This window comes from Cellulophaga sp. BC115SP (assembly GCF_009905545.1).
GTDB classification, from domain to species: domain Bacteria; phylum Bacteroidota; class Bacteroidia; order Cytophagales; family Spirosomataceae; genus Flectobacillus; species Flectobacillus rivi.
This window is the reverse complement of sequence record NZ_JAAALB010000084.1, coordinates 1-8,724: the sequence shown is the minus strand read 5'-3', so window position 1 is coordinate 8,724 and position 8,724 is coordinate 1. Positions and strand designations below refer to the sequence as shown.

General features: G+C 31.3%; 8 protein-coding genes. All 8 read left to right on the top strand.

What is annotated here, in order from left to right:
- Positions 1-69: 69 nt before the first annotated feature.
- Entirely contained in the window at positions 70-1,191 is a 1,122-nt protein-coding gene (locus GVN22_RS26160; protein WP_166553962.1) for a glycosyltransferase family 4 protein, read from the top strand.
- A 1-nt stretch (position 1,192) separates the two neighbouring features.
- Positions 1,193-2,467, top strand: coding sequence for a hypothetical protein (locus GVN22_RS26155; RefSeq protein WP_166553961.1), 1,275 nt, complete (start codon positions 1,193-1,195; stop codon positions 2,465-2,467).
- 535 nt (positions 2,468-3,002) lie between these two features.
- Complete coding sequence (locus GVN22_RS26150) at positions 3,003-3,821, top strand: glycosyltransferase family 2 protein (RefSeq protein ID WP_166553960.1); 819 nt, start codon at positions 3,003-3,005, stop codon at positions 3,819-3,821.
- Between the two features lie 292 nt (positions 3,822-4,113).
- The gene (locus GVN22_RS28510) at positions 4,114-5,529 is read left to right on the top strand and encodes a glycosyltransferase (protein WP_370520487.1); all 1,416 of its coding nucleotides are present in this window, start codon (positions 4,114-4,116) and stop codon (positions 5,527-5,529) included.
- Positions 5,526-6,599 carry a glycosyltransferase family 4 protein gene (locus tag GVN22_RS26140; RefSeq protein WP_166553959.1) on the top strand — a complete coding sequence of 358 codons (1,074 nt, stop codon included), beginning with the start codon at positions 5,526-5,528 and terminating at the stop codon, positions 6,597-6,599. The genes GVN22_RS28510 and GVN22_RS26140 overlap by 4 nt, the downstream gene beginning before the upstream one ends.
- Positions 6,577-7,704: a glycosyltransferase family 4 protein gene (locus GVN22_RS26135; RefSeq protein WP_166553958.1), complete on the top strand. Its 1,128-nt coding sequence runs from the start codon at positions 6,577-6,579 to the stop codon at positions 7,702-7,704. Before GVN22_RS26140 ends, GVN22_RS26135 begins: the two co-directional genes overlap by 23 nt.
- An 83-nt stretch (positions 7,705-7,787) precedes the next feature.
- Positions 7,788-8,543, top strand: coding sequence for a WecB/TagA/CpsF family glycosyltransferase (locus tag GVN22_RS26130; RefSeq protein WP_166553957.1), 756 nt, complete (start codon positions 7,788-7,790; stop codon positions 8,541-8,543).
- An 11-nt stretch (positions 8,544-8,554) separates the two neighbouring features.
- Positions 8,555-8,724: 3-hydroxyacyl-CoA dehydrogenase NAD-binding domain-containing protein (locus tag GVN22_RS26125; RefSeq protein WP_166553616.1), on the top strand; the 170-nt coding region annotated here is incomplete at its 3' end.

The following is an 8,724-nucleotide window of genomic DNA, read 5'->3' as shown; positions in this document are numbered from 1 at the left end:
TTTATAATATACTCTAGCTTAATTTTCATTTATCTCTTAAATTTTAATTTGTATAATGTCCTCATTTAAATGAAAATTCTCCATATTTTTAACGAAATAAAGTACTCAGGTGCTGAAATCATGTACGCTAGCGCAGCAGAAATTTTTCAACACGAAGGTGTTGAATTGTATGCATTAGCAATTGGTAATAGTTTAGGCGAATATGCGATTGAATTCGAAAAAAATGGTATTGCTGTTTTTCATAAGCCTATACCATCTAGCTATTTGAATTTTAAGCTTGTATCTTACGTATTAGATATTTTATCATTCATTAAAATTCATAAAATTGATATTATTCATATTCATAGAGCTAATGCAAAATTTATATTTTCTGTAATTGCAAAATTTGCAGGAGTGAAATCACTTTATACTGTTCACAATGTATTTAAAAATAGATTTTTTACTTGGCCTAAAGCTTATTTGGAGCGTAAAATAGCTAAAAAAGTATTTGGCTTGGTCATTCAATCTATTGGTCAAAGTGTATTTGAAAATGAGTTAAAATATTATAAAAATCCTACAATCAGAATCAATAATTGGTATGATAATAAAAAATTTTTCATGCCAAATTCTATTATTGAAAAAATAAAGATGAGAGAAAGTCTATCAATTCCTCAAGATAATTTTGTAATTATATCAACGGGGGGATGTAGCAAAATAAAGAACCATTCTGCAATACTATACGCCATATCTGCAATAAATGAAAAACAAAATATAACATATCTGCATTTAGGATGTGGTGTTGAACTTTCATATGAAAAGGAATTAGCAGAAAAACTTGGCTTGAATTCAAATGTAGTATTTTTAGGAAATAAAACTAATGTTAGGGATTATTTGATAGTTAGCGATGTTTTTGTTATGCCTTCTTTGTATGAGGGGCTTGGTATTGCGGCTCTTGAGTCAATGGCTTGTGGTATTCCATCAATACTATATAACGTTGATGGATTAAGAGATTTACACTTTAAGGATGATTTTATAATTGAATCAAATATAGATTTATTAACGGAAATGTTAGAATGGATTATGAAAAATCCAACTGAAGCTCAAAAAATTGCAATAAGAGGAAATGATTTTGTAAATTCTGAGTATTCTATTGCAAAAAATGTAGCATCAATTTTTAAACTTTATTCCGATATTTTAAATCCCAAAATGTAATATGGCTCCCAAGTTGACATCAATAATTATTTTGTTGATTACCATAGCCTCTATAGTACCAACTACAACCATACCCTTAGGGAATACCTTTCTTTGGTGGGTAGTGTTTATTATCGCATTGCTATTTTTTGTAAGAATGTATTACTACCTTAGAGTTAAAGAACGCTTTGAAAACAACGGTTTTACCTATTTAAAATTACTCCTAATTTGGTATTTAGTGTCAATCATTCGAGGCTTTTTTGTCGCGAGTAATTATTGGGAATGGAAAAACTTAGTTCAAACAAGTTTAACAATGTTTCTACCATTTATAGCAATTCTTACCCAAGACATTTTATTTTTTAGCTTGATTTTTAATAGATGGTGGAGAGTCGCCTTACCCTTATTTTTCCTTTTTATTCCATTTTTAATCGGCGATGGTTACGGAAGATATCTTGCACCCTTAAGTATTTTATCTTTGTTTTTTCCATTGATTGGTTTCAAACAGAAGTATTTCTTGTTTTTTTTATTTATCCTTATAATATTATCCGACTTAGATGCTAGAAGCAATATAATTAAGTTTGTCATACCTATAATTTTATCGTTATTAACCTACGTTAATTTTTATAGATCCAGAGCATTTTTGAGAATTGTTTACTATTCTGCTCTTATTTTACCAGTTGTCTTTTTAGTTCTTGCAAGTGTTAATATTTTTAATATTTTTAAGATGGATGAGTACCTTAATTTATCAAATAAGGGTGTAATTATCCAAAATGGACGAGAGATTAAATTAACAGCAGATACCAGAACATTTCTATATAAAGAGGTTATAGAATCTTCCATAAAGAACAACTATTTTATTTGGGGGCGTACTCCTGCTAGAGGAAATGATTCTGAAAGTTTTGGATGGTATAATAAAGAGTTACTAGGTCTTCAGTCAAAGGAACGGTTTGCTAATGAGGTTTCAATACTTAACATATTTACTTGGACTGGAATAATCGGTGTTACTCTCTATTTTTTGATATTTGCCAAAGGAGCATATTTATCGATTTTTTTAAGTCAAAATCAATACTCAAAACTGGTGGGTATATATATTCTATTTAGATGGTGTTATGCTTGGGTTGAAGATTTTACCAATTTTGATTTGTCTTATCTTTTTTTGTGGTCTGTTATAGGATTATCATACTCAAAAAGTTTTAGAAAGCTTAGTGATTACGAAATAGGTATATGGATTAAATCACTTTTCACAAAAGACATTTTACTATATAAAATAGATTTTTCGAAGCCTAATAAAAAATAGGAAAGTACAATAGTGTATTTATCGCCATTTAAAATTAGTTATCATTATAAATATTCATGAAAAATTAAGTTGAATAAGTTGCTGAAATAAAGTATTAGAATTCAGGAAACTTCATTGATAGTTTATCACAAACAATGAAGCACTAATGCCTAAGTTGGTGGCTAAAATTAAAGAGATTTTTACCACGATAATCATTATGCCATATACGGTAAGCCTAAATAATAAAAGTGTTTTTTATCAAGAATATGTTTTTGCATAATTCCTGCGACATCTGTCTTAATTCGTATTATTGTGATTTTATTTTGCCCGATTGTATAAGGATGAAAATTATTTCAGTAGGAATTATAATATCTCCTTTTCGTAGATACGATAATCATTATTTTCCTTTTTTACAAAATGTAAAATAAATAGTTCTAGTTAGATATACTCTTAGGCAAAGGCTAACCAAAGTTTGTTATAATGTGAAAAGTAATACTTACTTTCTAAGTAAATTATGAAGCTTTCTAGCTCGTTGATGAGGTGCAACTTTATTATTATGAAAAAAATTGCTGTTTTAATAACTGTACATAACAGAAAAGATAAGACAATTAGCTGTTTAAATAACTTATTTAGTCAGGTTCTAATTGATCGATTCCAATTAGATGTTTTTTTGGTTGATGATGGAAGCACAGATGGAACATCTCAATCTATAAGTACATTGTTTCCTTGTGTGAATATAATCAAAGGAGACGGGAGTCTATTTTGGAACAGAGGTATGGCACTTGCTTGGCATACCTCCGCTGTAAATAACTACGATTTTTATATTTGGTTGAATGATGATACACTTTTATACAATGATGCTATATCTGTTCTGTTAGAAGCCTCTAATAAAAAGGAAAATAAAGCTATTATCGTTGGTACAACTTTATCTTGCACTAACGAAACGATTACCTACGGAGGAAGAGATAATTCAAAAAAAATTATTAAACCGGATGGAGAATTAAAAGAATGTATTTTTTTTAATGGTAATTTTGTACTAGTTCCTCATTATGTATTTCGAATCCTAGGGACGAACGATTCTTTCTTTCAACATTCGCTTGGCGATTTTGATTATGGATTGAGAGCTCAAAAAAAGGGGGTTAGAATTTATGTAGCTCCTTCAGTATCAGGTACATGCGATACTCACGATGCATTGCCAATCTGGTGCAATCCGCAAAAAAGCTTCACCACAAGATGGAAGCATTTCAGAACGCCTCTTGGTCACAACCCAGAGGAATATTTTATCTTTGAAAAAAGGCATTTTGGGATTACTAGCGCAATTTTCCATTATATCACGAATCATTTGCGAGTTTTATTTCCCAGAATTTGGACTTAAATGAACAAGTAATATGAATGAATGTTTGAGCTTAATTAAAGCAGATCTGTTAAGAATTAGTGATGTTACAATCTGGGGAGTAATCAGAGCACTTCTATTTAATGCTTTATTTAAAATTACTTTTTGATTTCGAGTTGGAGCCTATTTACGATCAAAGAAGTATTTTCCATTCAATGTTTTATATTTTCTAGTATTTTTCATACATAAATGAAATCAGCTAAGAACTGGAATTCAAATCGATTTTGATTGTAATGTTGGGTCTGGTTTATTCTTTCCACATTTTAGCTGTATTGTGATACGTTCTGGAGCCACAATTGGTAAAAATGCTACTATTTTTCAAGGTGTTACCATAGGTAGTAATCGCTTTGCTGATAATAATAGTCCAGCTATTCTCGGGGATAACGTTATACTTTTTCCAGGGGTTAAAATAATTGGACATGTAATTATAGGAAATAATGTTGTTGTCGGAGCTAATAGTGTAGTGACTAAGGATATTCCTGATGGAGCTGTTTCTGCTGGAATCCCTGCAAAAATTCTTAACTATAATGGTGCTGATTATATAAAGTACTACTGTGTGATTAATAAATTTACTTCTATGAACATTTGTTGCATATTTAATTATCCACCACATTATAGAAAAGCAATTTATCACAAAATGGATAATGAGCTTAATTGTGACTTTTATTTTGGCGATTCTGTACCAGGTACTTTAGCAGATATGAATTGTTCCGATTTGAAGGGTTTTAAGGGACGAATTAAAAATATTATCAAAGGAAGACATATTGTATGGCAGGAAGGGATTATTAGATTACTATTTAGACCCTATAAATATTATATAATGACAGTTGATACTGCAGCATTTTCAAATTGGGTTTTCGTTTATATGGGATGGTTACTTGGTAAAAAAATATATTTTTGGACTCATGGTTGCAGAGGAGGAGAAACTTTTTTCGCAAGGGTAAAAAATAGATTGTTTTTTACTCCTTCAGAAGGGTTGTTTTTGTACAGTGAGTATGCCAAACATCTATTAGTCAATCAAGGCTATTCTACTGAAAAGCTTCATGTTATTGCAAATTCTTTAGATTATGATGTGCATGTACAACTTAGGAAGTTTTTGACAAAGAATGATGTTTATAGAACCCATTTTTGTAATGAGTATCCAACACTTATTTTCACAGGAAGACTCGAACCAGGGAAAAAGTTACATCAAATATTAGAAGCAATGGCTCATTTACGAGAAGATGGATTATACATTAATTTGGTTCTAGTAGGTGAGGGAAACTCTAGAGAATTATTAGTACAGCTTGCTGAGGATTTACAAATATCGAAGAATATTTGGTTTTATGGAGCATGCTACGATGAGAGACAATTGAGTGATTTAATTTATAATGCAGATATTTGTATTTCGCCTGGTAATATAGGGTTAACTGCCATACACGCACTATCCTTTGGAACTCCCATTGCGACTCATTCTAATTTTAGTAATCAGATGCCGGAGTTTGAAGCAATAATTCCAGAAGTTAATGGTACTTTTTTTGTGGAGAATGATACAGAGTCTTTATGCAAAAGTATTAGTGAATGGTTGATTAAACACCCGACTAAGTCAAAAGCTCTGATTGAAAATTGTTTTAGAATTATTGATAAAAAATATAATCCATACTTTCAAATTGAGGTAATGAAAGAAGTTCTTTTAATTGGAGGAATATGATGCGAGTATACCACATTGTAACACATTTTGATTTAGGGGGTGCAGAGAGGGTTGTATTAAATATCACCAGCTCAAAAAAGACAAATATTGAATATCATATCTTTGAAGTTGTAAGGGGAAAGTCTAAGTTTACTAAGCTTGTTCTGCAGGAAATGAAAGCTAATAGTATCAATTACCATAGATCTGTTATATCTAATAATAAACTTGGTATTATTATTTTTCCGATTTATTTCTTTTTGTACAATTTATTTCACAAAAAGCCAAATGTAATACATACTCATACCGAAATCCCTGATTTAGCTGTATATTTCTACCTCAAACTATCCAAATTATTTTGGACTCAGTCTAAGTTAATTCGTACAATTCACAACACACAGTTGTGGAACGATTGGAAATTTATCGGATTAACGATCGAACGCTTCTTTCAAGAAAAATTTATTAATATTGCTATATCTAGTTCTGTAGCAAAGTCCTATGTGGATAGTTATGGGGGAAGGGATTTGGAAGTTATTTATAATGGAATCTCAATTTCGGATCAAAAACCTTTTCCTGCGCTAAAGCTTGGTAAAATAAATATTCTTTTTGCTGGCAGATTTGAGTACCAAAAAGGTATATCTGAATTAATTCAAGTAATATTAAAGTCAAATAACCCATTCTTACATTTTCATATAGTGGGTAAAGGATCTCTTTCTGATATCATCAGCAAAACTCTTAAAAGTAAATCGAATGTTTCGATTTATGAAAGTATTTATAATTTATCTCAGTTTCTTTCTTCTTTTGATTATCTATTTATGCCATCTAACTTCGAGGGATTAGGCTTGATGGCGGTTGAAGCAAGTATGCACAAATTACCTTCAATCATTAATAATTGTACTGGTCTTAATGAGGTTTTTCCAGAGGACTGGACATTTAAAGTAGATAATAACAATGTTGATCATTACGTGAAAATACTTGATAATCTAGATGAAATAGATCGTAATACATTAGGTGAAATAGCATACAACTTTGTCTATAATCAATTTTCAATTCAATCTATGCAAGAAAAATATGAAGAAATATACTTGTCCTGATACTGTCGATAAAGAAAGAATCCTGTTTCTACTTCACTTGCCTCCACCAGTACATGGCTCTTCCCAAGTTGGACAATGGATTAGCGATAGCGTATTAATCAATGCTAGTTTTAATTGTAGGTATATTAATTTACTCGCTTCTAAGTCTGTAGATGATACAGGTAGATTGTCCTTTAGTAAAGTTTACAATGCATTCAGGTTATTTTTTAAGGTATTATGTTGTATTATTTTATTCAGACCTCATAAAGTATATTTTGCTCTCACAACTACAGGCTTCGCTTTTTATCGTGACGTGATAATCGTTAGTATTCTTAAGATCTTTCGACTCAAGATATTTTTTCATTTACATAACAAGGGTATTAAAAGTGCTTCGAAAAGTAAAATAAATTTTATTTTGTATAAGTATATTTTTGAGAATGCAAAAGTTATAATTCTATCAAAGTTTTTGTATGATGATATTCAATGCTTTGTAAATGAGCAAAATGTTGAGATATGTGCAAATGGTATCCCTAATTTAAAACTTCTTAATAGTGATAAAAATTACAAAGATATCAAGCCATTAAGGATACTTTTTTTATCGAATTTGATAGAGTCTAAAGGAGTACTTGTCTTATTAAATGCACTGGTAATACTGCGAAAGAGAGAAGTGAAGTTTGAAGCGGTATTTGTGGGTGGAGGGGGTGATATTTCTTCTACTCAGTTAGAGCAGTTTATTTTGGATATGGATTTATCAGAAAATGTATCATATTTAGGTAAAAGGTATGATGTAGAAAAGCAAGAGATTTTTGAGTCATCAGACCTTTTTGTTTTTCCAACGTATTATAAAAATGAGTGTTTCCCTCTTGTTTTACTGGAAGCTATGCAATTCTCCCTGCCTATAATTACTACCTCTGAAGGAGGTATTAAAAGTATAGTAGAGGAAGGTAAGACAGGGTTTGTCATTCCACAAAAAGACCCACAAAAATTGGCTGATAAAATAGAGTATTTAATACAACATCCGATTCTATTAAAAGATATGAGAGCTAATGCCTATCGACGTTATCTTGAATTATTTACCTTTGAAAGGTTCGAGAATCGAATAATGGAAATATTGAGTAATAAATGAAATCCGAAGTTGATTTTTCTAAATTAGAATGTGCACTAGCGCCTTAAATCTTTCGTGAATGTCATACAATCTTATCTAATACAATGAGAAAGAAACTTATAAACATGGATGTTTCCTGTATATCATTTGATGACGTTTTGGTTTATCTATGCAAGACAGCTTACAGTCGTATGTCATCCTATGTTTGTATTGCAAATGTTCACATGAATATAGAAGCATATCGAGATGCTACTTTTGCAAATGTGGTGAATGGTGCAAATTTGATTACTCCAGATGGTATGCCGATTGTGAAAGCTCTTAAATGGTTATACGGAATACAACAAGAGAAAGTGTCAGGACCAGATTTGATGCCAAGATTATTAGAGGAGGCTTCCTTACAAAACTTGAAAGTGTTTTTCTATGGTTCTACAGAGGAAGTTTTGGAACTACTGAAAATATACTGTCAAGAAAAGTACCCTTCACTTCAAATTGCAGGGATGATTTCACCTCCATTTAGGGCTCTTACAATAGAGGAGGAGCAAGAGTATATAGATACTATCAATAGTACGGGTACAAACATCTTGTTTGTTGCGTTGGGATGTCCTAAGCAAGAGAAATGGATGGCATCGATGAAAGGTCGTATTCATGCAGTGATGTTAGGGGTCGGTGGTGCCTTCCCTATGTTAGTGGGTGTTGAAAAAAGAGCGCCTTTGTGGATGCAACGATATATGTTAGAATGGTTCTATCGATTGATGCAGGATCCGAGGCGTTTGTTTAAACGTTATTTTATTACTAATAATTTATTTATTTACCTTATCTGTAAAGAAAAAATCAAGCAAGTTTTTTTTCAAGCTCGCTAAAAATCTTATTTATGAAAATTGCTGTAATTGGAACGGGCTACGTGGGTCTTGTAACAGGGACTTGCTTCGCCGAGACAGGAAACCAAGTAACCTGTGTGGATATTGACGAAAAGAAAGTCGAAAAAATGAAGAATGGCATCATCCCTATCTATGAGCCAGGATTGGACGTATTGTTCAATCG